The organism is Brevibacillus sp. FSL L8-0520, from assembly GCF_037963895.1.
Lineage (GTDB): Bacteria > Bacillota > Bacilli > Brevibacillales > Brevibacillaceae > Brevibacillus > Brevibacillus borstelensis.
The window spans coordinates 5,338,366-5,362,416 of the sequence record NZ_CP150171.1; the positions used below are offsets into that span (position 1 = coordinate 5,338,366).

Sequence of the window (24,051 nt, forward strand, 5' to 3'; positions counted from 1 at the left end):
ATTTTGTTACCCTATTGGGAAAAGAATCGCCAAATTCGGAATTTTGTGGCCCAGTACCACTTGGCACAGGCTGAAATCCTTATGGATATTAGTCCTACGTCGACATTTCAATCAGTGAATGGTTAAAATCGGCTATCTATATTCTATATATCGTCAATATTGATAAATTGTTACGAACCTCTACATAAAAAGCCGAATTCTAAATTAGTCTCAAAATCGCAAATTTTATCCACCTTTCGTTGAGTCATATCACACGTTCCTATGCAGCATACATTCATTATCCAAGACCAAATCCCGCCTTTCGGCCATCATTAAAAAAGCGGAGAGGTTCGCCCCCTCCGCCGGATGCTGATTCTATTGGATTAGAAGATTATTCAATCGCCTTGAGTCTTGGACTCATCGTTAAATACACTTTTAACGTATGATTGTATCTGATCAGGTTCAACATACAGCACGTCTTTCCCGTTCACGGATTTCATCTGGAGGAGTTCCATTGGCGGCAATTGGATGCTGTCGATGCTGTCTGTGTCGATTTCAAAGCCAAGTTTGCTCAGCTTTATCATATCATCGACATTGAGATTCGTTTCGACGTAGAGTCCGATAGCTTCTATCAGTTTCGGAATCTCCGTAATCGTCGTTTTTGTTTTCAACTCTTCGGCGACGGCCTTCAAAAGATTTCGTTGCCGTTCCGTGCGGGCGAAGTCGCCGTAGGCATCATGGCGAAATCGAACGTACTGCAATGCCTTTATTCCATCCAGATGCTGATAGCCTTTTTTCAAATGGATTTGATATATCGACGTCGGATCGTCGTTGGAATCAACATAGTTCATATCTTTCTCTACTTCTATATCAATGCCGCCGATTACGTCAATCAAATTGATAAAACCCGGCAAGTTCATGTACACATAATATTGGATCGGGATACCCGCCCATTCTTCGACGGTTCGCATGGCGAGACTGGAACCGCCCATTGTAATCGCCTTGCTGATACGATCTTCACCATAACCCGGAATCTTTACATATGTATCACGGAGAATGGAGAGCAATTTGACTTTTTTCGTTGCAGGGTCGATAGAAACGATCATCAAGCTGTCCGCAGAATGAATCTCGTCTTTCTTCCGGGAATCGCCGCCCAATAACAGAATATTAATCCTGTCCGTGCTCTCCCACTTTGCAGGAGCGGTTGTCTGAGTCGCTGGTGCTTTGCTTTCATTTGTCACCGCCGTCTTGGTCGTTACCGTTGCCTTCTCAAGAGCGTCATTAAACATCAGATAGTATTTGAAAAAGAAAAACAGCCCTGCAATTAAAGCCAGTAAATAAGGCAACGTCAACACGGTGAGAGGCAATACCATATTCGTTCCGCCTGCCGCTGCGATCTCTGCTTCCCGTGACTCATGCTTATTTGGGTCTCGGACAATGGCGATGATTTTCCTTTTTGCTTGATATAGATACAACTTGTTTGCAAAAATGCCCAGCACCGGTTTAGGGATGCAACAGATAACCAGCACCAATGGGAGAAGGCCGGGGCTCTCGATCGGGTTCCATTCACTGAACACCGAGGCAACAATCACGTTGCTCCAAACAAACCAAATGATGAGATAGAAGACACAGTAAAGGTACATCTTTCGGTACATCAGCCAGTAAGCATCAAACAGAAAGGCAGGCCAGTTCCAACGGCTATTGCGTCTCCATTTCTGTAAGTATACATCGGCGTTTCTGCCAATGAACCAAGAAAGCTCTTCTTCGGAAACACCTTTCGTTTGGGTCTCAGTGATGTTCTGCGGTCGATGATAACTGGTACTATTACCGGCATCTATCCGTTGCCCGCATTGCCCGCAAAAATTTTGATTGTCCTGTAGTGTATGTCCGCAATTTGTGCAGTTCATGTCTAACTCCTTTGCCGTAATCTTCGAGGTAACTTTTCTCGTTAATGAAGCCGAATCTTGGCACCGTTAACGGTTGTATAGTCCTCTGGATGTGTTTGTTCCCGCGGCGGAGATGTTACGGTTGCTCCGGCTTCTTCAAGCATGAGCAATGCCTCTTGGTTATACGTCATTTTGGCCAGCATGACTCCTTGATTTGGGTCTGCACCGCTTTCCAGCATCAATCTGATAATGTCGAGTTTGTCATACATGATCGCGAACTGAAGACCGCCGTTAATATCGGCCCCGTGCCGAATCAATAACTCCACTGCTTTTATTTGTCCCCTCTCGATTGCATCTTTCAGTGCATATGGATCATCAGCAACATTTATGCCCGCTTCAATTAATAATTGAATGACCGGCACCGGATCATCAACGTAATTTATGGCGATAGATAGATTGCCAACGAGTATCTTCTCCCCGCTTCCGTAGTTCGCTTGCTCATTCGGACTGGCACCATGGGCCAGAAGTTTTCTTATCATGTTTATGTCGCCGTTTCTGACAGCAAGATTCAATGGTGTGTACGCAGAATCGGTATGTGCATTCGGATCGGCCCCGAGTTTCAACATCCAGTCCACCATGTTCATGTCTCGTTCGTTTACTGCGGATAACAATAACCGTTCCTTCGGTATGAGCTTGATGATCATTACGACGGCAATACAACACGCTAGCAAGGACAACATGATCTTTATAAACAGCCTCACTGGTTACCTTCCTTTCAATGCTTAGTAGTATCCGGCTCTCATCTTGTCTTCGATGTTAGTCGCAATCACAAGCAAAATTACGCCAACAACCAAAATGATGAATCCGATTCCTATTTGTGTTCTCTTCTTCTTTCTAATCGAAGCAATGATATGTACAATGCCGGAAACTTCCGAAACAGCACCGATGATTTTTAACAGCAATGCCAAGGTTGCCATTGAATGTACCTTCTTTCGTATGTTTGGAGTGAAGTCTTAATGTAAATAGAGGGAGCACAGCGGCTCCCACAGATTGATTAGAAAACTACAAATTGATGCGACGAATCGCTTTATTGTCGTCATCATAAATAATGACGTTACCGTTGCTGTCAAAACTCAATTGACTGATTTTTTTGATCGGATTGCCGTCGTTGTAGGTCAGGTCATTGCCGTTGATGAAGATGTTCAGTTTACCATCTGTGGTTAACTCATAAATTGTCGTACCGCTGGATAAATAAAACTTCCCTTCATAAGCTGTAAGACTATCAAAGCTCATATTGTCAAATTTGATGACTGACTCTACTTTTCGAGGGAATAGATGAATCTTACTGAGAGTCTTATTGCCAGTGTCAAAAACATAAAAGTCTGAATCTGTTAGAACCGCGTCACCTTTGCCATATTTATTATCTTCATCCCAATAAGACGCATAGAAATTAGTCCAAAACTTCACTCCAGTATGATCGTTGCTCGCGGCAATCCGAGTAGCTTCCGAACCTGTCTCCCCTTGATAAACAAAAGATTCACCACGATCACTTTCCGTCTCTGCATATACAAGTGTTTTGTCATTTAAGAATTGAAAAAAGTTATAGGATTTGTATATCGAGCGATATGAATTCAGATTATATACTGCCATTTGTACTGTTGGGTAGATTTCGTATATTAGTTCACTGGCATCGTTCATCCCTAATAAATAGACTTTATTGCTTGCTTGATTGTATAACAATTTTTTCGGGATTAATTTCGTGTAGTCGTAGTGGACAGCTTTACCGTCTTTTCTATAATCCCAGTCGAATGAGCGGTCTATTGTGATGGTTTCGACTGTACCATTTGATTTATTAAATTTGCGGACTTTATTTTTATTATCTGCACTGTCAAGAAAGAAAATGTCTCCGTCTCTATCAAGAGTCATGCTCTTCACTGACGATATTTTTGCCTGTCTGACCGGCCCATCTACAATACCGGCTCCCATCCCGCTAACAAGGGTATCCACGCTGAATTTTGCCGCCTGCGACGGTTGTTGCGGCTGGGTCGGTGTTGTTTGTCCCGGTTGAGTTACGGGCGGTGTAGGTATTGTTGGGGTTGTCGTCGATTGGTCGCCCCCTCCGACGCCTTTGTTGTCGTTGCCATACATGAATGCCCGCCACAACAACGCGGCGGCTTCGGCCCGGGTGATGCTGTTTTGCGGACGGAACGTTTCATCGGGATACCCAGAAACAAGACCGTTCTCAACAGCGATGGCAACGTAGTCCTTCGCACTTTCCGAAATGCCCTCGTAATCCTTGAACATTGCTTCGATGATGGAGCGATTGGCCAGACGTGCAACATCGTACCCCTTCAGTTTGACGATGGCGACGGTAATATCTTCCCTCAACGCCGGTGCTGTCGGATTGTAGATGTACTCACCGTTTGCCGCCCTGTAACCGGTAAGGTAGTCTTTGGCGGTCTCAATCCAAGGCGAGTACCAGTCCGTTACCTTTACGTCGCTGAACGACGAATAGTTGACTTTTTTCGCTTGCAGGCCAGCCGCTTTGACGATGATGGTTGCAAATTCAGCACGGGATATTGTGTTATCCGGGCGGAACTTATGATCCGGATAACCTTCAAGCACTTTCTTGTTCACCATTTCTGCGATATATTTATACGCCCAATGGGTGTTCGGCAAATCGGTAAACGATACTGTCGGCGTATTCTGCGGCATGTTCTGAAGCTCTTCGCCGTATTCAACAGGAGCCGCAAACATCGTTCCGGTCAGGGTGAATATCATGAGGATTGCTATTAGTGCAGATGCGATTTTCTTATGTACCATTTTCATTCCTCCGTAAGCTATGAATCTACTGAAAAAACAGAGCTACATTATCAATGGACTGAAGGATAGGATAGTAGCGTAGGATGGGCATCATGGCTATCTTTTCTCCTTGTCCCTTTTGAACATGGTTCACATTCATCTCTCATTTCGGTTGCTGATATAGGTCCCCCCTTGATAGAAATTGTAGAATCTTGGCAGATGTATCCAAGGCAATTATACTACAAACTTCACTTTTAAGTGTAGTATTACCAACACTATGTTAGGATAAAAGTCACAATCACACTCTACTAAGCTGAAGTAGAGGTGATACATAATGGATTTCAAGCAAATGGTAGGTGAACAAATCCGCAAGATTCGAAAGTTAAGAGGCATGACGCAGGAACGTCTGGCGGAGCAATCTGGACTTAGCTTCAGCTATATAAGTGATGTTGAACGTGGAACCCGCAATATATCGCTGGAATCGTTGGGCAAGATTATCAATGCTTTGGGCGTAAGGCCCGCTCAACTGTTTGAGGATATAGATGAAATAACGGAACATTCCGGGAATGGCGAAATACAAAACAAAATCGAAGACTTGATCACTTTACTGAGTGAGCGTCAAATTGAAGAAGTGGACTTTGTTCTGACGTTGGCCCGTGAATTTCTAAACACCATTGATCGGAAGACTCGTTGAAAATATCGTATGCACAGCATTAATCGGCCCTATATAGAAGAAAAATGATATACATTTTCCGGCGGCACCCCCATGCATAATTGAAGGCGGGGGGCCTTCCGTTTCATGCCCCACCCGGTTGCATAGGACTGTTGTCTGCTCATTTGGCAGATAGCAGTCCTTTTTTGTTTTTCAGGCGATAAATACCGTTTTGACAGCGAGGACACAGCGGCAAGGTGAGAGGCTTGCCAAATCACAAAGAAAGGAGGTGCTACCATGCTTCGGAAGCGATTATCGTTGAGCAGAATTGCCGTCTTGGGATTGAGCCTTAACGACGGCGATCAGCGAAATCCAATCAATGCCCAATCATACGACAGCGGCAAAGTGAATTGTGATGACTGCGGAAAGGTTTTGGATGTGCAGGAGGGAGAGGACATCTTTGTTGATGCATTTGTTTATTCCGTGCCCGAATCCAGAGTGGTATGCAGTGAGTGCTATGTGAAGTACGACAAGCTTTTGCCCCGCCGCTGAACACTAACTGAAATTGATGTCTTTATGTTGAAAAAACAATAAGAAAGGAAGATGCAGAATGTTGATCAACGTGTATATCGCCAATCTGGCGAAATACAACGAAGGGAAACTGGTTGGCCGTTGGGTCACGTTGCCAATGGAACGGCATGAACTGAAGCAATGCATCCGGGATGTGCTTGGCAAAGACGAAGAATACGCGATTCATGATTATGAATCTCCCTTTGCCATTGGCGAATACGAGGATGTGTTTGCCATAAATGATGACATGAAGATATTGAACCGTTACGACGACAGGCTGGTCGTAGCACTGTGTGAATTTCTAGGCAATCGTAATGAGGTGATTCAGGCATTGCAGGCCGGGGAGTTCATCGTGTACTACGACATCGATGATTTGGCCGACGTTGCGGAGCAGATGGTAGAAGAAGGATTGTTCGGCCATGTGCCGCCGTCAGTGATCCCATATCTGGATTACGGCAAGATCGCCCGGGATTTACAGCATGACGGTTGGTATTTGAGCCGTCAGTTGCGGATTGCCGTGCGGTTGCAGTCCTAACAGCCTGACATTTAACTCAATATCGTTGATTTGCCTGCTTGCATCAAAGCGGGTTATTTGTCGCGGGCATTTGACAGTGAAAATCACCGGTTGTGAGAGTGCCGGAACATGGAAGGGAGGTGAACGCAAATGGTCGTACGCAGAGGTTTACCGGATGAGTTGCAGACGTTATTAAAGCGGCTGGTCGCCAACGGCAGTGTGCGAATCGCGGGCACATTGCTGTACGCATGGTTCAGACGCTGTTGGGAGTTGGACGATGAGACAGCGGCCTATTACATGCGGCGATACTTTGAAAAGTATTTCAGCCGTCAACTCCAGTCTCACCGGAAACATGCAGGTGCAAAATGACCGTCGGTTCCAGACTAAGGCAAGGAGGTGAAACGAAGATGGATTATCAGGCGTTCAAACGCAACAGCCAGAAGGAATATCTCGGCTACTGTGAACTGAAGGGCTTTGTATACAGCGTGCAGATCGACAGTAACAAAAACGCTGTCGTTGCCCTGAAGAACGGGCAAGTTGAAGTCTTGATCACATACTGCGTGAAGCACGAAGTATCAGTCTAATGTTGCTTTGATGGGCAACGATGGACGGATTTTTTATTACTTGCGAAGGAGGTGATACGCATGGATCGTCTGCAAACACTTCAGAAGCAAAAACAATTCTGGATGTCGGTGAAACGCACGCTGGACAAAGATGCCCCGATGCATACCGAGGAAGGATTTCAATACGCCCGCGTGCTGACGAAACTGGTGCTTATTGAACTAGAGATCGAACAAATTGAAAAAGAAAAAGCCGCCCGGTAAACGGAGCGACTAAAGAAAATAAGCTTACTTAAAGAATACTCGGTTTTATCACATCACGCAATGGGAGAGGCCGCCGCGGCTTCTCCTTTTGCATTTTATGGAGGTTAAACACATGAACATTAACCATACATTCAAATCTCTTCTTGCTGAGACGCTTCGTGAATCCGCCAACAGCTATCTGGTAGAAAAAATCGTTACTCATTTTAATTCTCCGCAACAACTACTGGACGTAACCGAGCAAGAATTGTTGAGCATTCGTGGTATCGGTAAAGTGAAAGCGAAGCAGATCGTTGCCGCCATCCAACTTGCTAAGATGATGAATGTACCGAAAACAGAGCCGACAATCATTCGCAGTCCTCGGGATGTTTTCGAGTACCTCCGTTGGGAAATCGGTTATGAGCAGAAAGAACACTTCATCGTGATCTTTCTTTCGACTAAGAATCACATCATTGGAAAAGAGACGATCAGCATTGGAAGCTTGAATAGTGCAATTGTCCATCCTAGAGAGGTCTATAAAGCGGCCATTCGCCGTTCTGCATGTTCCATCATCGTTTCGCATAATCACCCTTCTCAAATATGTACGCTTCCTAGCCCAGAAGATATTCAGCTAACCAAACGACTTGCTGAAGCTGGTGAAATCATCGGTATCGAACTTCTGGATCACGTCATTGTCAGCGGTTCAGATTATACAAGTCTTAAGGAACGCGGCCTTCTGTAACGAAACAATTCATCGTCATTTTTCATCATCCGCATTATCAACAGCGGTTCGCTCTTATCGGCGGGCCGCTGTTTTCATTTCACAATGAAAGTGAGGCAACAGATATGCGTAAACAATGGTTGGAAGAGTACGAGCGTTTGGTGGTCGCCGCCGATGATCTGCATCATCGCATTGATTCGTGCGGACGGCTGATTGATAAACTGCTGGTTCATGTATATCGCGGCGAGCATGATGACCATGAGGCCCGCATTTTGATTCAAGTGTTGGCGGAGATTCAGGCCGACGTGATGCAGAGGTATTATCATATACGCCTTCAGAAAGCGATTCTCGCCCGGTTTATCGATGGGCTTCATCCATTTCATTAAGCATCATCAAATCACACATTGGAGGACGATCTACATGAACAAAAATGACGAACAGCAGTTTTTACCGGTGGCGGTGCAACAAGCAGATACGGATAGCGTTGTCGGGCTTCATCCGCAAATTATCGTCGTCGTTGGTACTATTGAAGCCTCACTTCACGATGAATCCACAGGAGGTATGAGGAAGATTGAATGCATCTTCGAATTGACAAATGAACGCTTCGAGATTATAGCATTAGAAGACAATAATGCAGTTAGCGGACGAAGTAAAGCAGGCTTCTTCTGGCGGACTTTAGAAAAGCTGTGCGGCGGTTGGCGAGTTCAATTCTTCAATGCATGTGACTCTGCCGCTGACCATTACAAAATGATGATCGACCGGGCCGGAAGGATACTACTAATCAACGCGGATGTTTTGCGGATGCCATACCGTACTCTGCTGAAGTTGATTGGCGGATTACCGCGAATGATCGAAATGGCGTTAAGGAGCGTAAAATCCGCTGTAGATGAACTTAGAGTGCCGAGAGGCATAAAGGGTCTATCGGCTAGTAAGAACGCCCGTATTAGCCTCGTAGCAAGCGAGAAAGGCTTGCAGTTTCCATCCGGCTTTGTACTGAGTGCCGAAGAGTGGATGATGCGAGTTACATCAATTGACACCGAGCTTTGCATCTTTGCTGGCCGACGCCGATGGATTCATCGGCCTGCGGTTATATTGCCCTTCTATGCGTACAAAGTAGCTGTATCTGTTGAGGATGACGCATATATGGTCGCTTTACCTCAAGATGTTTTACAAGCATTAGGGCCGGGCTTTGAGCTTCAATTTGATGAATACGCCGATTGATTCTACAAGAAAACCAATCGACATGCCAGTAATGGGAAGTTGGGCGGCTCGTTTGCACTCGCCGCCCGCCACCCATTACTTCACAGCGATGTGTCGGGATAGAGTGGCGATACTCAAAACAAAAGATCGCCCCTTCCGTCCCCGTCCGGGGAAACGCAAAGGATTACCACCCTTTGCAATCCCGTCACTCGCCGTGTGGCGTACCTTAGCTAAACGCTAAGGACAAGACATTAGTGTTGGCGTTAGAATCCGCTCGTCAAGGCTGGTACAAGCTCGGCTTCGCCTCGGCCTTGACGGCTGTCTGCCAGCCATTCGCGGTACGGTTGGAGAAACAATACATGATCGTTATGCTCTGCCAGCAGAATAGCCGGAACTGCAAGTAACTTTTTCAAATCCGAGTAATTCCGCGAGAACGATGCGGGTGAATAATACTGCTTGCATCCTTCATAGCCACAAGTCAAAAAAAGGTGAAGGAATCTCAGCAGGCGTTCTTTATTTCGTATTGAGGTCTGAGTACTCCTGATGTACAGCTTGATTTCCTCCATCGAATAAAACATCGGCATTTTGGGCAATTTGTTGGCCCATTCCTTAAGCAAGCCGTAAAGCTTGACATCGTCGATAAGCTCATGTAATAGTCGCTTTTGGCTGATCTTTGTCATCTGCTCCCGGGTAAGATCAAATCGATAACTGAATATGCCCTCAGAAATGCGAATGTTCCTGGTATAATCACTTTTGGCGAAGGAATCGGTCAACTGAAAAAGCTTTTTACCTTGTCCGTGGAATGCTGTCAGAAAATCGGCTTTGGGGCCTAAATGGTATACCCATCTACTATCTGATTGGTATCGAATGAATTCTGTTTTCGGAATATCTTCGTAATAGAAAATCCGATTTCCGAGAAAGACATTTTGCCCAATAGTGAGCTTGTCAACAATGCAATAAGGGAGTTGATTAATGTGAAGCACTTGCTCTGGCCTGATATAGTACCAATTGCAGATGTATTGTTGAATTTTAGTGATAAAAGAGCTCACATTTCCAATCGATAGATTTTCTTCGTACTCCCCAGCCGCAAGCAGAGAAGGAACATCGACCCGCACATTTACAACTTGCAGAGGTGCGTTGCGGACTCTTGGCAACTCGACAGAAATATCAAGGTTGGACTTACGCTTTTGCAGATGCATTGCTTGCTCTTCATCCAGATCTACAAACATGCGAAATTCAATGTATTGAATCATGTATTTTTACCTCCGCTGTATCTGAATTGGAATGAAGTATGTTATAATTTCATTAGTCAATTTATTGGATGGTCGTTTCCTCAGCTCGCCTGCTGATGGAGCGACTTTTTTTGTTCTTAAACGAATCTTTATGGACTTTGAGTGGTGGCAGGTCAACTTCGGAGAAAAGAATCTCATCCATCCCGAGGACTTCCTTTAGCTTGTTGTAGTTGTCGTAGTAGGTTGTCCTCGGGTATTTATTCTTGCAATAGCCCTTGCCATAAAGATGCAATTCGGAGAGAAATGCAATCAGCATGTTTTTCGTCCTGACGTTGAGGCTTGTCCTGTTTATGGCGTCGAGCATGCCCCTTATTGAAGAATGCTTAATTGGTTTCGTTAGCCCCAGAGAACTCAGACCGTCTTGAAGTACCTTAACGGCAATCTGAGGGGTCAGCAACTCAATTGCCCGCCTTGAGGGGCTGAATTTCCTCATTTCATTGTAGGTAAGTTCAATCTCGTACCGTAGCAAGCCTTGAGCATCTCGCAGATGTTGTGCTTTATTCGGGTGAGTTGACATCTGATCCACTTCTGCCCGCTTATCGTAAAACTTATGGATGCTCCGGTTCTTTTTTGATTTACGTTGATAGGCGACGGATTCCAGTTTGTTGCTGTCGGCGGCCCTGAATGGGACAGTCTTGTACCCGCCGGGCTTTTGTATGCCAGACAGCAGGCTGAGGTAATCCTGTATCAGCGGGCCGACATTGAAGTTTTTGCAAACATGCAGTTTTTCGACTTCCCATTCGCTGTAATGAGGCACTTGCGAAAGGGGAATCTGCAACATACTTGCGACAAATCGGCGGAGCTTCCTAAACAGGGGCTCAACTTCAACTTGCTTCAACTCGTAGACGTTGCTTCCGTACAGAAATCGCGGCACCGATAATTCGAGTTTCAACCACGCCCTTTTCGGGTCATCTTCCTTGTATTTGTAAATAAGGCGTGGTTGGGTGTCATCGTACTGGTCAAACAACTCGCATGTGACGAGCCCTTTTTTCATGGTTTTCTTAACTTCGCTCCAAGAAATTTGCTCAATTTGTGCTTCTGTAAGTTTAACCGCAATGTCGAATTTCGTTGTATCTACCAAGGTTTCGTCCTCCTTCAGTCCGTAGTCCCGAACGGTTTATGACCTACTTAGTGGGAACAGCATTTTCTGTATTCAATTTCAAAATTATTGAGTACAACCATCTGTCCCGGCTGGTGGATCACGATTTTTGTGCAAATAATAATCAATGATCAGAGCAAGCTTGGACAGAAAAAGTTGCTCTACACGCCGCCGCTCTTGAAGAAACTCAACTAAATCTTGACTATCTTCAGGAGCAAATGCATTTTTTGTGTCAATGAAATCATATGGCTTTCTTGACACCCGACATCACCTCTTTTTATTGTAAAGTATTTTATTTACAGTTCTTGATTTATATTTTTATCATAATGATTTATTGTTGTAAAGTTTTTATTTTACGATTATACTAAGTTTGAGGTGAAAACAATGAATATTGCAGATTTAATAAAATCGAAGCGAGTCAAAATGGAACTGAGTTATCGGGAGCTTTCGGAAAAGACCGGTGTATCTCATACCTACATCCGGGATGTAGAAACCGGTAAATACGCACCGTCCTTTGAAAATGCAGAAAAGTTGGCGAATGTACTTGGAATCGAGATGGAGCAAATTGTTTTATTGACATACCAAGCCCAATTTCGCCAATCACTTTTTGACCTGATCTCGACTTGTCATAAGTACAACGTCAAAATGCCTTACGACAAATGGTTGGAGACTAGTCTGCCTCTACAACCGCTGAATCGTGAAGATACTATGATTCACGATTTTGCAATGAATACCCTTAATCGACTCCATAATATTGCAGACCAACATGAACTCACTGATCGTATAAAATTGCTGACCGAGCTATCTTCACTGCAATATAACCATCAGATATTCTCATGCATCTCTGACATTCTACACATGATAACGGTCACGTTATTAAAATTAGGCAACGACCAGACCGAGGACATGTTAGAACAAATTTCTAAAATACTAGAAAAGTACAGCAACGAGGTGAGGAATTGATGAATAAGAAAACAGCCGCTATTTATGTTCGTGTAAGTACAGAGGAACAAGCAACCGAAGGGTTCAGCATCCAAGCCCAACTATCTGAGTTGGAGCGTTATGCATTGCAGAATAATTTAGACATTGTGGAAAGGTACATAGACGAGGGATTTAGCGGAAAAACCATTGAAGGCCGTCCGCAAATGAGGCGATTACTAAAGGAGGTAAAACAACGGCAATTTCAATCAGTCCTTATATACAGAACTGACCGTCTTTCAAGAAGAACAAAGGACTCCCTTGAGATTATTGAAATATTTCAAAAGAACAACATTCAGTTACTTAGCATTACTGAGAATGTTGACCTCTCAAACCCGGTAGGCATTGCGATGTTTCAGATCATGAGTTCTATCAATGAGCTCGAACGCAATACCATTATTACTCGTGTCAAAATGGGTATGACTGAGAGGGCCAAGCAAGGCAAGTACAACGGTGGCATTGTCTTAGGGTACGACGCTGTTAACAAGGAATTGATAATCAATGAGGATGAAGCTCATATTGTACGTACCATCTTCAATTTTGCCGAACAAGATATGGGTTTAAAAGCCATCACACGCAGATTAAATGAGATGGGATATAGAACGAAAAAGGGCAATCCATTCAGTACTCTTTCGGTTAAAAACATCTTAAATAACCCGATCTATATTGGGAAAATTCGTTTTAATCAATTAGAAAACTGGGCTGAAAAGCGGCGTAGCGGCAAGAATACCGACTACATCCTTTCCGACGGCAACCACGATCCAATTATCTCTATCGAACAATGGGAAAATGTTCAGCGAATCATGAAAAAACGTTCATATAAGCCAGTTCGTTCTCATACTCCATTTATTCTTGCAGGATTGCTACGATGCCCAGAATGCGGACACGGGATGGTTGCAGGGCGTTCTCCAGGCTCATCCGGACGAATTTACCGATACTACAACTGCGGTCAATACCATAATAAAGGTAAAACGGTTTGCAGTGCTCATGGGATTCGTGCCGATGTGGCGGAAAAACAAGTTTTCGATGAGCTCTCCCGCATCGTAACAAACGATCTCCTTCTAAAAAAACTGGTGCAGAAGATTAATACGGACAGAATGAATGCAGAGAAACCGCTTCTCGAAGAAAAGAAGCGTATCGAAAGCAAAATTGACAAGACACTAAAAAAACTCAATAACCTCAAAGAAAAAATCATAGTGGATACCGAGTTATTGGACATGTTTAAGCCGAATCTGATCGCACTTCAAGACGAGTTAAAAACTCTCCAGCAACAACGTGAAGAGTTGCTTTTCCAATTGGACAATCGGGAATCTGAGCCAGTGGACTTCAATTCACTGAAGAAATTGCTTTCAGACTTCTATAACGTACTAATGAGCGTCGATCCCAATGAACAAAAATCCCTTCTTTCGCTGATCATCAAGGATATCCAAATCACAAAAGATTCGCCAAGAATGATTGGGCGACGAGTAACAAAAATAAACTTGCTCTTTGACTTCACGATTGAAGCACTGCAATCCGATACTTATGAGTTGTTAAAGAGGATCTATAGCGACTATGATTTTATCGCTGATTTTGACCCTCGCTTGCTGGATGGTGTAACCCTTGCAAATTTTCACAAAACCGGGCTCGGGGAGGTGATGAACTCCCTTAACATTTTACCATTAGCGATGATACGGTTCCCCCCGCCCAATCCGAAACGCCCGATAAACCTGCTCCACCAGCACCAGCCTCACCAACTGATGCGGAAACGTCATCTTCGAAAACGACAACTGCACATCCCCCCGCTTCAGCACCTCAGCCGACAGCCCCAGCGACCCGCCAATGACAAACGCCACCTGGCTGCGCCCGTGCAAAGCCAGCTTGTCCAGCTCGCTGGACAGCTTCTCCGACGACCACATCTGCCCGTCGATGGCGAGCGCGATCACGTAATGATCCGGCTTGATCTGGGCCAGGATGCGCTCGCCCTCCTTGCGCTTGACCTGCTCCATTTCGCTTGCACTCAGCTCTTCCGGCGCTTTCTCGTCGCTGACCTCCACGATCTGCAGCTTGCAATATGCCGACAGGCGCTTGGTGTACTCCGCGATCCCTTCCCGCAAGTATTTCTCCTTCAGCTTGCCTACCGTTACGATCGTAATCTGCACGCCCTTACATTCCCTTCTCGCGCAACAACGCAATCTCAGCCGGAGCTCCGCACTCGCGGCAGCGCTTGTCCAGCTTGTCGTCTTCAATAGAAGCGGCGCGGTACGTATCCGGCGCAGCCTCGAACTCATCCACATACTCGTCTATCTGCGTATCCGCATGCTCCATGCAGGCAAAGCGCACCGGATGCTCCGGGTGCAGCGCTACGTCCTTGCCCTCGATGCGAATCGTTTTTTCTTTCTTGTCCATTCGTAAATCGTCCTTTCCGTTCCTGTTTGTCGTCCTTATTCTACCCCAGAATGCCTCGTTTTCAAATGGGGCCGGTCTGCTGCCTCACATGTCGTTTCCCCATTGGAAAAAATGAGCGTTCCCCGGCATATGCTACCCGAGAATCTCATCCCCATAAAAACACGTCTCGGAATGCTCTCCCACCCCTCCAGCAAATACTAGTGGGGACAACATCACGAGGAGGTCTGTAAAATGAACAAGCAGCGCGCCAAGGAAATCGCGGCTTCCCCCGTCATGGCGAATGTCACCTTGAATAAGGTGCCGGTCTATATCCAGCACGTTGATGAAGAAACCGAGATGGCCAGAGTCTATCCGCTGGACGAGCCAGAGCGCGAACAAAGCGTGCCCGTAGACAGCCTGGTAGAGCATCACTAAAAAACATCCCGTTCCACTGCAAAATAGTGGGTCGGGATGTTTTTTCCTTTGTTATTCTTTTTGTCCTTTACCGCTGTTTCAGCAAATGGGACAGCGGTATGCGATTGTACGTGTGCAGGTAGCCGTTGACGTCCACAACCATCTGAAAACGTTCGCCTTTGTAATCAAATTGGGCAGTACCCGTTTGTCTTTCCACGGTCTTATTGTAGGTTCTCATGCTTATTTCCACTGTTCCGGTCTTCTGATACTGCTTCACATGCTCATCGCCGAGCAGCTTCTGAAAAAATTCGGCTGCTTTTTGTCTGTAAAAAGCCTCCGTTTGCGCACTTTTTTCTGGCTCTTCCCTGAAGGTGGGAGAACCAAAGGAGCCATAATCCAATAGCTCTCCTGTCGTACTGTCAAACTGCATCGAGGCAAACATTTTCCCCTTGTCGTCAAAATTCCCGGTTTCATGGAGCACGATTCCCCATACTCCGCGAATTTGCCTGTTGTCTGTCATCGGGCTTTTGGAATACCCCGTCATTTTCAGGCCTTTCAGCAGCGGTTCAGCCTCCAATAATTTTTGATAGTTTTGCTGAACATGCTTGGGCAAAGGTTCCTTTGCTTTGTCAGGAGCAGGCGTTGCCGAGCCCCCTGCACCGCTTTGCCCGGACGGAGACCCTTTGGGAGAAAGCCCTGCGCCAACTCCCGACTTCTGCTGTTTTGCCACCGGAATGTCCAGCTCGCCCGTTGTCTTTGGATCTGTCACATCATTGCCAAATGCCACCTTCGCATGCAAGGTAAACTTGTCTGGCAACGGCTCCGTGATTTCGATATTCCTGATCCCTTTAAACTGGTTTCCGTTTACCCGCTCCACTTCTTGACTGCCTTTGTAAGGAACGGGCTTGTCGGAATTGTCCACGGTAAATTGCCAAAGCTTGATTGTTTGGGCCATTTTGAGAGCTTCTGCTTCATTCTGGGTTTTGGGCATCTGGATGGCATAACCGATATCCATACGCGAGCCGTCATAGAAGACTTCGTTCACCGTCACTGTCATTCCGTTCACCGTCACACTTGGACTGGCCTGTGCGGCTTTTGTCTGTGCTCCGGTTGCGGTTTTCGCAGGCGCCGCTTGCACGGTTGATGTCTCCCCCGGAAGCGCTGCCGTTATGCCCGCGACTGTGACCACGCCGGCCAAAACTAGACCGCCGATTGTTTGCGGTGTCCGTTTGTTTCCCATCATGATCTCTCCTCTTTTCATTTATTTGTTTTGACTGTCCGCTTTGAGCGGAATGACTACGGCCTTCTCCGTTTCCTCGACGCCGTTCATGCTCGGGATGAGCTTCACGGACTCCGGTCTTTCCCGGAGTGGAATGACAAACCTTCTCCAGATTCCCTTTTCGTCCCAAGTGAGGGTTTCTTCCGCCTCTTCGATGGCTTCTCCCTTGTCGTTCAGCAGCCTGTACGCAGGGTCATACGGTTTATCGTCCGGCGGAATCTCTTTCAGCAAAATGGTCGTCGACGCCGGAGTAAGCGTTACGGATTCCACTTCAAACACATAGCCGCTTTCCATGGTCTGGGAAATGTCCGGGGACAGCTTTGCGCCGTCTCCCGGCTTCATCTGTTTTACCACCGGAATGTCCAGCTGCCCCGTTGTCTTCGGATCTGACAAGTCGTCGCCAACCGATACCTTTGCATGAAAAGTAAACTTGTCAGGCAACGGCACTGTCACTTCCATATGCTTCATCCCCGCAAACAGGTTTTTGTCCACCCGCTCCACATCTTGACTGCCTTTGTAAGGAACAGGCTTGTCGGAATCGTCCACGGTAAATTCCCATATCTTGATATTGCGGGCGATTTCAAGGGCTTCTGTTTCGCTTGCGGCTTCGGGCACCTGGATGGCATACCCGATATCGATACGCGAGCCGTCATAGAAGACTTCGTTCACTGTCACCGTAATTCCGTTCACCGTCACGCTTTGACTGGCCGGTGTGACAAGCCCCTTTTCCCTGGCGATATGCAAGGTTTCATCCTTGAACAGGGAAAACACGGATCGGATTAGCGGAATGCTTTTCAGCTTTTCGGCCATCGTCGGCGATGAGAAACCGGCAGCAATCAAGATGACAAAGAAAAAGCATGCAGCGGTTGCTGCAAACATCCATTTTCTCGCGACCCTTCGCTGGCGAACGGGAGCTTTCGTGGTCCCTGCCGTTTCAAACAATGTTTGTCTGATTCTCTCTCGCGTGCCTGGATCGGGGGAAAGCGCCTCTCTCTCTCGTTCAAGCCCCTGTACGACCTCGATGAAACCGGGAAATTCCCGTTCAAGAACATCGCTTCGCAAATCCGTCCGGGGTTTCATCATCTGCTTGGCAAGCTGCTCGGTCTGCTCAGACGAAGCTGTTTTTCTCCTGTCGCCGTTCATTCAAATCCCCCCATCCGCGTAATTTGCCTTTCAGCTTTTCCAGAGCCCGGTAGAGCCGGTTTTTCACTGCGCTTTCGCCCATCTCCAGAATTTCTGCGACTTCGACGAGCGTACAGTCTGCGAAAAATCTCAGCATGATGATCTCCCGCTCAATTTCGGGCAACTGCTGCAAAGCGGATAACAGGTCAAGCTGAATCGCTGTCCTCTCAGCATGCCCCTCCGATAGCTCGGTCTGTATGATATCCAGCTCCGTCTCCTTCGGCCGCCGTCGAAGCCTCCGGTTTTCGTCCAGCAGCACACGCTTTGCAATCTGAAACAGCCAGGTGGAGAAAAGCGATTCTTCCCGGTAGCTCGACAGTCCATTCAGGGCTTTCATAAAAGTGAGCTGTGTCAAATCTTCTGCATGCGACCTCCCCACCTTGAATGCAAAATAGCGGTAAATTCGCTCAAAATAAAAATCGTACAGCGGAGCAAAATCCTCGCGCTTCCGTTTGGCTCGCGAAACCCAGTAGGCCGGATCAAAAGGCGTCGATTCTTCCACTTCCCTCCCTCACTCCCTTCACATGAATTAGACGCCATCCTTTCGGGGATCGACACATCATTTTTTGAAAATCGAAAAGAATGCTGAAAACAAAAAAAGCGGCCGATGAAACGGTCGCTTTTTCCTGTCAATTCCTGCTGTGTACTTTGCTGCCTGCTACTGTTCGCCCGCTCTGCCTATCTTCTCTGTCTACCTGCTACTGCTCGCAGGCTCTGCTTATTTTCTCTGCCTACCAGCTGCTGCTCGCCTGCTCTCTATGGCATGCGGTCAGCTCCGTTTATCTGCTATCTGACATTACAGTCCCTCATACCGGCTCACCAACACACCGGCTGCCCCGACATGCAGTCCGATCCACCACAGCCAGCCGCTTTGCTTTCCCCCTTCAACGCCCCATCCATTTGTGCCCTACAAAATCGGCGACAACAGCCTCGTCAGCGACTCCTGCAACCGCGCCTTCAGCGGCCTGCTCTCATACTCCTCCCGTGTCACCTCATGACACTCAGCCAAATCCTCAAGGAAAATCTGCTCCAGCCGCTCCGCCGTAGCCGAGTCAAACAAAAAAGCGTTCGTCTCAAAGTTGATCTTGAAACTCCGTATATCCAGATTGGCCGTGCCCACGGAAGCGATCTGTCCGTCCACGACCATCGTTTTGGCGTGCAGGAATCCTTTCTCGTAGCGGAAGCAGCGCACGCCGCTCTTCAACAGCTCGCCCAGATACGACTGGGACGCCCAGTAGACGAGCTTGTGATCGGCCCGGCCGGGTATCATGACCCGGACATCGACGCCGGACATGGCGGCCATTTTCAGTGCCGTCAGCAGGCTGTCGTCGGGGATTAGATAAGGCGACTGCAAATAAATGCGCTCTTTTGCCTTGTAAATCATTTTCAAATAGCCGTGCTTGATCTGCTGCTTCTCGGAGTTGGGGCCGCTGGAAACGATCTGGATGCCGACGTTTCCGGTCCTCTGACTCGGCGGGAAATAGCGCGGCTCGTCCTCCATCCTCCGCTGTACCTGGGCCGACAGATTCCAGTCCAGGTAAAAGCGCGCCTGCAGCAGATGGACGGCGCTGCCGGTAATCCGCAGATGGGTGTCCCGCCAGTACCCGAGCTTCCGATCCATCCCCAAATACTCGTTTCCGATGTTAAAGCCGCCGATATAGCCGACCTCGCCGTCGATGATCACCAGCTTGCGGTGATTGCGGAAGTTGACCCACATGTTTACATATGGAATCGGCGATGAGAAAAACGCGGCCACTTCTCCCCCCGCTTCCACCAGCGGGCGGAAAAAGCGCGGCGTCAGCTCGGACGAACCGATCGCGTCGTACAGCAGCCTCACCTTTACGCCCGCCGCCGCCCGCTCGGTCAAAGCGCGGATCAGCCTCTCTCCCAGCTCGTCTTTGCGGATGATGTAATAGAGCAGGTGGACATGGTCTTCTGCCTTGGCAATGTCGGCAAACAGCGCTTCAAATTTTGCCTGCCCCTCGGTATATATGTCAATGTGATTATCCTGCGTATACAGCGCGGCATCACTGACGAGATTCATGTGGATCATATCGCGGTGGTCGACGATGGCTGGATCGTGGAAGCGGATGGTCCCGCTTTCCATCTTCCTGATTTGCTCCTCCAGCACCACCTGATAACGGGAAAATTCCCCTTCCCTCAGCTTGTAGAGCTTGCGGCGCGACAGCCTTTGGCCAAACACCAGGTAGATGACAAAGCCAATCCCCGGCAAAAACAGCAAGACCATGAGCCACGCCCAGGTAGAAGCGATGTTTCGCCTCTCCATGAATATTAAAACCGCTGCCAACAGCAAATTGACTATCGACAGGCCGGTATAGATTTGTTGAAACAGCTCCATTTCGCTGAACCACCCCTGCCCCTGAGCGTTGATCTCTCCTGTATGTTGACGTCCCGTCACAGAGTTTCTCCTTATCCCGTTTGATCTCATTGTACACGATGCCGCAGCACTTACCTAATCCTTTGTAAAAGTAAAAATCGGCGACATCTCATCCAAGCATGTTTCAATCCCGTTATCCAGTGGGTACTTACTATGTATGACACCGCAGATGGAGAGGGGAACAACGATGACCATACGGAAAAAGGTTTTAGTCGGTTTTATCGTGCTATTATGTTTATTGCTGCTCGCTTCCACAATATCGTTATTTCTGATGGGGAAAATCGGAAATAAGGCAGAAGAGATAAATACAAACTGGATGCCAAGCGTTTTGGTGCTCGGCGATCTGGATGAAGACATCACCAACCTGCCGATGATTATCTCACAGATCGGCCTTGAAACCGATCTCGATAAAATCAATGCCCTTGAAGTACAGGTAAACAATGCTCTGAAGGACATCGAGCAAAAACGGGCGGAATACGAAAAGCTCATTTCTTCCGATGAAGAAAAAGAAATCTACAGCAGTTTTTCAACCCACTGGGAAGCCTATGCCCAGCAAATTCCGGCCGTACTGCAAGTAGCCAGAAACACGGATACCGCAAAAACCGTAGCGGCCATTAACCGCACGCAAGCTCAATGGACTGATGCGAAAAAGGTTATCTCATCGCTCGTCGAATTAAACGGAAATGGTGCCAATGCAGCGACATCGAATGCTGTCTCGCTCAATAACACCGGATTTATTACGGTGATCGCGATCAGCGTGATTGCAATCGTCATCGGCATTCTCCTGATCCTCATCATTATGCGTGACATTCAAAAGGTCACGCAGCAGATCCAGCAATCCTCCGAGAGCGTTGCCAGCTCCTCGGAAGAAATCTCGGCGAGCGTCGAAGAAATCGCTTCCGGCAGCCAATTCCAGGCCAGCACCGTAACGAATGTCTCGGAAATGATCGAGCAGATGAATCAGGCAATTACCCAGGTTGCCGTAAACATCGAGCAGACCAATGAGTTCGTCAACAAAACGGTCGATGTCGCGCACAGCGGCGTACAGATGATGGCAAACTCTATCGAGGGCATGAAAGACATCACGCTCAAGGTAGACGAGCTGCTGGCGAACTCCCAAAAGATCGACAGCATCATCAGCTCGATCCAGGATATCGCCAACCAAACCAACCTGCTGGCCCTTAACGCTTCGATCGAGGCGGCACGGGCCGGCGAGCACGGCCGCGGCTTTGCCGTCGTAGCCAGTGAAGTAGGCAAACTGGCTAAGCAAAGCAGTATCGCCACGAAAGAAATCATCGAACTGATCGGCCAAATGCAGACGAGCACACAAAAAACAGTCGATACGGTCAACAACGGCAGCGCCCTCGTATCGCAAGCGTATCAATCCTTTGATGAAATCGTCAGCTACGTTAGAGAGACGTCGACCCGGATTGCGGAAATAGCCGCGAGCTGCGAGGAGCAAAGCGCCCAGACCTCGGAAGTTCTCAAGGCTGCGCAAAACATCGCGGCCGTGACCGAGGAAACGTCAGCAAGCACCGAAGAAACCTCCAATGCCGTCGTTGATCTGGCTAGAATGGCGGAAAACCTCAATCAGCTTGTTGTCAAAATTTAAAGCCGAAACAAGAAAACGGAGGTCCCGCAAAGGGTGCCTCCGTCTTTCATTTGCTTTTGCTCTTGCCAGTATGGATAACCGGTGTTCCCGCTTTAATTGCTGGAAGGTTGATTTTCCAGTGTCACCGTCGTGGTTTTCATAAATCCATCGCGGTAGAAGGTAACTTCCATTTTTTCTCCCGGCTTTTTGTTCAGCGTCAAGTATTTGCGCAATTGCGCGCCGTTGTCGATGTCTTTGCCATCCAGCTTGACGATGACGTCGTATTGCCTCAGATCAGCCTTGCCTGCTGGCGAAAATCTGCCCGGCTGTTTGCTGATCACGACGCCCGCTTTCACATCGTTTGGCAGGTTCAGCGTCTCTTTCCAGTGGTAGCGCGGCACACTGGTCAAATTGTACGGCTCGATGCCCAGATAAGCCCGTTTCAGCTCCCCATACTGCATCAGGTCGCCGACGATTTTTTTCACGTCGTTGATCGGAATGGCAAAGCCGAGCCCTTCCACACCTGTCTTGGAGATTTTCATCGTATTGATGCCGATTACCTGTCCCTTGATATTGACCAGAGCGCCCCCGCTATTCCCCGGGTTGATCGCCGCATCCGTTTGCAGCACGTCCAGCTCCCAGTCATCCTGGCCGTCTTCGTTGATATCCACCGGCATCGAACGGTTCAGCGAGCTGATGATCCCTTGCGTTACCGTACGGGAAAATTCCAGTCCGAGCGGGTTGCCGATGGCGATCGCCGGCTCTCCTACCTTCAGCGTACCGGAGTCGCCCAGCTCGGCTACCTTTTTCACCTTGCTGCCGTCGATTTCCAGAACGGCCAGATCGGTAAACGGATCGGCTCCCAGTACTTTGGCGTCGACAGTGTCGCCGTTTGGCAGTGCTACCTGGATCTTGCTTCCTCCGGAAATAACGTGATTATTGGTAATAATGTGCGCTTTGCCGTTTTTGTTTTCAAAGATGACGCCAGAACCCTCGCCGCGCTGAACCTGTTCTTCATTAAACCAGTTCACGACCCGGCGCGTATTGATGATCCCCACGACCGCATCTTCCGTTTTTTCCACCGCATCCACCGTAGCCGAAGTAACCTCGACCGATACAGGCTGGGCGAACAGATTGGCGGCCGGATTGCTCATGGCATTGGCCGTACCCGGCTCTACCATGGAAATGTATCCTGATTTGGAGAGAGACGGCAGCATCAAGAGAACTACCATCCCTCCAATCACCGCGGAAGTAATGGAGGTCATCACCAAGCGCCCGATTCCATTCGAACGCTTTTTCCGTTCCACTTGTGCCATGTCATCGTAAAAACCCATGGTTCACGCTCTCCTTTCTCTATTACCTAGCTTTGCAGATTTTGCTATCGCGTATACCATTTCACACCTTCAGTATACGACCTGTTTTCGGCAAAATGGCGTGAGAATTATGGAAAGGTTGTGGAACTGGCGGCAGGAAATCCATACGGGTGCCGTCTATAAAAACTCCAGCTTGGTCGGGCGGTCCGGGTACGTTTCCCGCAGATGGACGTCATCTCCGACCTTGAGACCGCTCTCCTCCAAAATCCCTTTTACGGTCAGACGCGCCAGATCGATCATGTTATTCTCTTTGCTCAGATGCGCGAGGTATACCCTCTCTGCCCGTCCGCCTAAAACGTCAATCATCGCTTCGCCAGCCGCTTCGTTCGACAGATGGCCGACGTCGCTCAAAATACGCCGCTTGATGCTCCACGGATACTGCGACATGCGAAGCAATTCGACATCGTGATTGGATTCAAACACATAGGCATCCGCACCGCGAATCGTCTCCTTGATCCGGTCGCTGACGTAGCCGAGGTCGGTCGCCACACTCAGCTTCTTGTTATTGTGGTAAAAGCAAAAGCCCATCGGCTCGACGGCGTCGTGAGAAATGCCAAAAGACTCGATTCCCAAATCCTCCAGCTCTTTTTTCTCGCCTACCTCAAACAGCTGCTTCTGGTCCTCCCGAATCGTACCGATCTGGCCATCCAATTCAGACCACGTTTTTTGATTGGCATAAATTGGGAGATTGTACCTGCGGGCCATGACGCCAATTCCTTTAATATGGTCGACGTGCTCGTGCGTTACCAAAATGGCGCTCAGCTCTGTCGGGTCCACGCCGATCTCGCGCAGAGCCGCCTCTGCCTGTTTGCCGGTAATCCCCACATCGATCAACACCGAGATGCGATCCGTTGCCACGTAGATCGCATTGCCGGTACTCCCGCTTGCCAATACACTAAATCTCACTACAAATCCCTCTTCTCTCGCTTGCACGCACACAAGGGAGCCGCAGTG

27 protein-coding genes and 1 pseudogene are annotated in these 24,051 nt (G+C 47.9%); 13 read left to right on the plus strand and 15 right to left on the minus strand.

Annotated elements, in window-relative coordinates; genetic code table 11:
• Positions 1-374: 374 nt before the first annotated feature.
• The 4 genes from NSQ24_RS25790 to NSQ24_RS25805 form a co-directional block, all read right to left on the minus strand.
• Positions 375-1,886, minus strand: coding sequence for an LCP family protein (locus tag NSQ24_RS25790; RefSeq protein WP_339166921.1), 1,512 nt, complete (start codon positions 1,884-1,886; stop codon positions 375-377).
• A gap of 41 nt (positions 1,887-1,927) precedes the next feature.
• Entirely contained in the window at positions 1,928-2,626 is a 699-nt protein-coding gene (locus NSQ24_RS25795; protein WP_339166923.1) for an ankyrin repeat domain-containing protein, read from the minus strand.
• A gap of 21 nt (positions 2,627-2,647) precedes the next feature.
• Entirely contained in the window at positions 2,648-2,842 is a 195-nt protein-coding gene (locus tag NSQ24_RS25800; RefSeq protein ID WP_041049469.1) for a hypothetical protein, read from the minus strand.
• An 85-nt stretch (positions 2,843-2,927) separates the two neighbouring features.
• On the minus strand, positions 2,928-4,688 hold the full coding sequence (locus tag NSQ24_RS25805) for an S-layer homology domain-containing protein (RefSeq protein WP_339166927.1): 1,761 nt from the start codon (positions 4,686-4,688) through the stop codon (positions 2,928-2,930).
• Positions 4,689-5,001: 313 nt separating this feature from the next.
• Here NSQ24_RS25805 and NSQ24_RS25810 point away from each other — a divergent pair, with 313 nt between their 5' ends.
• The 9 genes from NSQ24_RS25810 to NSQ24_RS25850 all read left to right on the plus strand — a co-directional run bounded on the left by NSQ24_RS25810 (position 5,002) and on the right by NSQ24_RS25850 (position 9,145).
• The gene (locus NSQ24_RS25810) at positions 5,002-5,361 is read left to right on the plus strand and encodes a helix-turn-helix transcriptional regulator (RefSeq protein WP_339166928.1); all 360 of its coding nucleotides are present in this window, start codon (positions 5,002-5,004) and stop codon (positions 5,359-5,361) included.
• Between the two features lie 255 nt (positions 5,362-5,616).
• The gene (locus NSQ24_RS25815; RefSeq protein ID WP_339166930.1) at positions 5,617-5,871 is read left to right on the plus strand and encodes a hypothetical protein; all 255 of its coding nucleotides are present in this window, start codon (positions 5,617-5,619) and stop codon (positions 5,869-5,871) included.
• Between the two features lie 58 nt (positions 5,872-5,929).
• Entirely contained in the window at positions 5,930-6,424 is a 495-nt protein-coding gene (locus NSQ24_RS25820) for an antirestriction protein ArdA (protein ID WP_339166932.1), read from the plus strand.
• Positions 6,425-6,553: 129 nt separating this feature from the next.
• Positions 6,554-6,772: a hypothetical protein gene (locus tag NSQ24_RS25825; RefSeq protein WP_124332270.1), complete on the plus strand. Its 219-nt coding sequence runs from the start codon at positions 6,554-6,556 to the stop codon at positions 6,770-6,772.
• 38 nt (positions 6,773-6,810) lie between these two features.
• The gene (locus tag NSQ24_RS25830; protein ID WP_213510155.1) at positions 6,811-6,987 is read left to right on the plus strand and encodes a hypothetical protein; all 177 of its coding nucleotides are present in this window, start codon (positions 6,811-6,813) and stop codon (positions 6,985-6,987) included.
• A 60-nt stretch (positions 6,988-7,047) separates the two neighbouring features.
• Positions 7,048-7,227 (plus strand): hypothetical protein, encoded by a 180-nt coding sequence (locus NSQ24_RS25835; RefSeq protein ID WP_213510156.1) that lies wholly within the window; start codon positions 7,048-7,050, stop codon positions 7,225-7,227.
• A gap of 112 nt (positions 7,228-7,339) precedes the next feature.
• A complete protein-coding gene (gene radC, locus NSQ24_RS25840; protein WP_213510157.1) occupies positions 7,340-7,945 on the plus strand; it encodes a DNA repair protein RadC in 606 nt (201 codons plus the stop codon).
• Positions 7,946-8,049: 104 nt separating this feature from the next.
• Positions 8,050-8,310: a hypothetical protein gene (locus tag NSQ24_RS25845; RefSeq protein ID WP_124332267.1), complete on the plus strand. Its 261-nt coding sequence runs from the start codon at positions 8,050-8,052 to the stop codon at positions 8,308-8,310.
• 34 nt (positions 8,311-8,344) lie between these two features.
• On the plus strand, positions 8,345-9,145 hold the full coding sequence (locus NSQ24_RS25850; RefSeq protein ID WP_124332266.1) for a hypothetical protein: 801 nt from the start codon (positions 8,345-8,347) through the stop codon (positions 9,143-9,145).
• A 242-nt stretch (positions 9,146-9,387) separates the two neighbouring features.
• Here NSQ24_RS25850 and NSQ24_RS25855 read toward each other — a convergent pair whose 3' ends face one another.
• From NSQ24_RS25855 to NSQ24_RS25865, 3 genes are all read right to left on the minus strand, one after another.
• The gene (locus NSQ24_RS25855) at positions 9,388-10,377 is read right to left on the minus strand and encodes a hypothetical protein (RefSeq protein ID WP_339166938.1); all 990 of its coding nucleotides are present in this window, start codon (positions 10,375-10,377) and stop codon (positions 9,388-9,390) included.
• Positions 10,378-10,438: 61 nt separating this feature from the next.
• The gene (locus NSQ24_RS25860) at positions 10,439-11,497 is read right to left on the minus strand and encodes a hypothetical protein (RefSeq protein WP_316560575.1); all 1,059 of its coding nucleotides are present in this window, start codon (positions 11,495-11,497) and stop codon (positions 10,439-10,441) included.
• A gap of 84 nt (positions 11,498-11,581) precedes the next feature.
• Positions 11,582-11,776, minus strand: coding sequence for a hypothetical protein (locus tag NSQ24_RS25865; protein WP_124332262.1), 195 nt, complete (start codon positions 11,774-11,776; stop codon positions 11,582-11,584).
• Between the two features lie 123 nt (positions 11,777-11,899).
• Here NSQ24_RS25865 and NSQ24_RS25870 point away from each other — a divergent pair, with 123 nt between their 5' ends.
• Both NSQ24_RS25870 and NSQ24_RS25875 read left to right on the plus strand, forming a co-directional pair.
• Positions 11,900-12,478, plus strand: coding sequence for a helix-turn-helix transcriptional regulator (locus NSQ24_RS25870; protein WP_339166941.1), 579 nt, complete (start codon positions 11,900-11,902; stop codon positions 12,476-12,478).
• Positions 12,478-13,515, plus strand: a pseudogene (locus NSQ24_RS25875) (recombinase family protein); the annotation flags it as partial. The gene NSQ24_RS25870 and the pseudogene NSQ24_RS25875, both read left to right, overlap by 1 nt.
• 639 nt (positions 13,516-14,154) lie before the next feature.
• Here NSQ24_RS25875 and rlmH read toward each other — a convergent pair.
• Both rlmH and NSQ24_RS25885 read right to left on the minus strand, forming a co-directional pair.
• A complete protein-coding gene (gene rlmH, locus NSQ24_RS25880; protein WP_338463450.1) occupies positions 14,155-14,634 on the minus strand; it encodes a 23S rRNA (pseudouridine(1915)-N(3))-methyltransferase RlmH in 480 nt (159 codons plus the stop codon).
• Between the two features lie 4 nt (positions 14,635-14,638).
• Positions 14,639-14,881: a CxxH/CxxC protein gene (locus NSQ24_RS25885; protein WP_003388805.1), complete on the minus strand. Its 243-nt coding sequence runs from the start codon at positions 14,879-14,881 to the stop codon at positions 14,639-14,641.
• A gap of 231 nt (positions 14,882-15,112) precedes the next feature.
• Here NSQ24_RS25885 and NSQ24_RS25890 point away from each other — a divergent pair, with 231 nt between their 5' ends.
• A complete protein-coding gene (locus tag NSQ24_RS25890; RefSeq protein ID WP_122957867.1) occupies positions 15,113-15,295 on the plus strand; it encodes a small acid-soluble spore protein H in 183 nt (60 codons plus the stop codon).
• 67 nt (positions 15,296-15,362) lie between these two features.
• Here the strand turns inward: NSQ24_RS25890 and NSQ24_RS25895 are convergent, their stop codons facing one another.
• From NSQ24_RS25895 to cls, 4 genes are all read right to left on the minus strand, one after another.
• Positions 15,363-16,517, minus strand: a complete 1,155-nt coding sequence (locus tag NSQ24_RS25895; RefSeq protein WP_338463059.1) for a DUF4179 domain-containing protein — start codon at positions 16,515-16,517, stop codon at positions 15,363-15,365.
• Positions 16,518-16,535: 18 nt separating this feature from the next.
• Positions 16,536-17,696, minus strand: a complete 1,161-nt coding sequence (locus tag NSQ24_RS25900; protein WP_339166942.1) for a DUF4179 domain-containing protein — start codon at positions 17,694-17,696, stop codon at positions 16,536-16,538.
• Positions 17,662-18,237, minus strand: coding sequence for a sigma-70 family RNA polymerase sigma factor (locus NSQ24_RS25905; RefSeq protein WP_024984314.1), 576 nt, complete (start codon positions 18,235-18,237; stop codon positions 17,662-17,664). Before NSQ24_RS25905 ends, NSQ24_RS25900 begins: the two co-directional genes overlap by 35 nt.
• A 405-nt stretch (positions 18,238-18,642) precedes the next feature.
• On the minus strand, positions 18,643-20,094 hold the full coding sequence (gene cls, locus NSQ24_RS25910; RefSeq protein ID WP_122957871.1) for a cardiolipin synthase: 1,452 nt from the start codon (positions 20,092-20,094) through the stop codon (positions 18,643-18,645).
• Between the two features lie 226 nt (positions 20,095-20,320).
• Between cls and NSQ24_RS25915 the strand changes: the two genes are divergently transcribed.
• Positions 20,321-21,745, plus strand: a complete 1,425-nt coding sequence (locus tag NSQ24_RS25915; RefSeq protein WP_170208404.1) for a methyl-accepting chemotaxis protein — start codon at positions 20,321-20,323, stop codon at positions 21,743-21,745.
• A 92-nt stretch (positions 21,746-21,837) separates the two neighbouring features.
• Here the strand turns inward: NSQ24_RS25915 and NSQ24_RS25920 are convergent, their stop codons facing one another.
• Together NSQ24_RS25920 and NSQ24_RS25925 are read right to left on the minus strand one after the other, a co-directional pair.
• Positions 21,838-23,058 (minus strand): trypsin-like peptidase domain-containing protein, encoded by a 1,221-nt coding sequence (locus NSQ24_RS25920; protein WP_003388812.1) that lies wholly within the window; start codon positions 23,056-23,058, stop codon positions 21,838-21,840.
• Positions 23,059-23,214: 156 nt separating this feature from the next.
• Positions 23,215-24,003 (minus strand): MBL fold metallo-hydrolase, encoded by a 789-nt coding sequence (locus tag NSQ24_RS25925; protein WP_003388813.1) that lies wholly within the window; start codon positions 24,001-24,003, stop codon positions 23,215-23,217.
• Positions 24,004-24,051 lie beyond the last annotated feature (48 nt).